The sequence below is a fragment of the Rhizobacter sp. P2_H2 genome (genome assembly GCF_056403375.1).
This window is the reverse complement of record NZ_JBFUFP010001156.1, coordinates 1-1,641: the sequence shown is the minus strand read 5'-3', so window position 1 is coordinate 1,641 and position 1,641 is coordinate 1. Positions and strand designations below refer to the sequence as shown.

Below are 1,641 nucleotides of genomic sequence, written 5' to 3'. Positions count from 1 at the left end.
GTCCAGGCCGGGCCGGACGTGGTTGAACAGTCGGATGTCGAGATTCCGGTAGGCGTCGATCATCGGGGGCCTCGGAGGTAACAGGCCGAGTGGACGCCGCTGCAGGGTGCACTGCATCCTCATTCGGAAGGACGCCACGGCCCTGTCCCCCGCACTCCGGGGGACTCGCCACCACCCCCCTAGTTCGCGCTGTCGGACTCGCGCCGGCCTTTGCGTTTTCACAGTCAAGAGATGCCGTCCCGTGCGGCCTTGTCCGTGAATCCAACGAGGAGTGCCTGCCGTGAGTGTTGCCACCATCCCTGCGCCGTTCCTGGCCTTCGACAGCTTCAGCCCGCCGACCGAGTCCGAGACCTCGGTCGGCTACGGCATCTCCGAGCGCGCCGCGACGCGCTCGCCCTTCATCTCGGTGTACGAAGCCGGCGACGACGAGACGGCCTACGACGACCCGATGCGAGAGGCCTGTGCCGGCCTGATCGACGAGCTGCATGACGAGGAGTTCGACGAGGCGCTGTTCGAGCTCGAATGCCACGCCCGCGCGCTGCACGACCGGCAACTCTCCGCCGGCATGCCGCGCGGCCAGGCCGACCGGGCGGTGATGCAGCACTTCGCGCCGCTGGTGCGCGAATGCGAGGCGGCGGTCGACGCGATGGCGCAGCAATTCGGCCCGCGCCAGGGCGCCGGGCTGGTCGAGGGCGAGGTCGATGCCTTCGTCGACGGCTACACGCCGGCCGCGAGCCACGAGATGCAGCAGGAACCGCAGTTCGAACAGTTCTTCGGCAAGCTCCTCAAGAAGGTCGGCGGTGTCGTGAAGAAGGTCGCCGGCACGGCGATCCAGGGCATCACGAAGCTCACGCTCGGGCCACTGCTGTCGCGCATCAAGGCACTGGTCAAGCCGCTGCTGCAGCGCGTGCTGCAGAAGGCCATCGGCCACCTGCCGGCGCCGGTGCAGCCGATCGCGCTGCAGCTCGCGCGCAAGCTCGGGTTCGCACCGCCCGAGCCGGCACCGGCCCCCACGACCGCCACGGCCCCCGATGCCACCGCCGCGGATGCCGCCGCCGCCGGCGTGCAGGACGTGGCCGGCGCCGACGCCCCGCTGCCGCAGCAGGAGTTCGACCAGCAGGTCGCGAACGCCGTGCTCGCGCAGGACGAGACGCAGCTCGACATGGAGGTCGCGCAGTCGGTCGCGCTCGGCCAGGGCGAGGCGCCGCCGGTCTTCGCCGAGCTCGACGACGCGCGCGAGCGCTTCATCCACGAGCTGCAGGACCTGCGGCCCGGCGAGAGCCCGCAGCCGATGATGGAGAACTTCATCCCGGCCCTGCTGCCGGTGCTGAAGCTGGGCATCCGGCTGATCGGCCGGCCGCGCGTCATCAACTTCCTGTCGCCGYTGCTGGCGAAGTTGATCGCCAACCTGGTCGGCCCGCAGCAGGCGGCGGTGCTGTCGCGCGCGATCGTCGACTCCGGGCTGAAGCTGCTGAGCCTGGAGATGAGCGAGGAGGTGACGCAAGAGATGACGCAAGAGATGACGCAAGAGCAGGAGGCCGGCCTCGCCGCCTCGGCCGTCGCCGCCACCGTCGAGGAGACGGTGGGCCGCATCGCCGCGCTGCCCGACCATGTGCTCGACCAGCCCGAGCTGCTCGAAGG

At 70.3% G+C, this 1,641-nt stretch carries 1 protein-coding gene; it reads left to right on the top strand.

All coding sequences use genetic code 11. The features are described 5' to 3' along the window. Positions 1 to 280: 280 nt before the first annotated feature. The coding region (locus AC1D15_RS31080) for a hypothetical protein (protein ID WP_477829068.1) at positions 281 to 1,641 on the top strand (1,361 nt) is incomplete at its 3' end.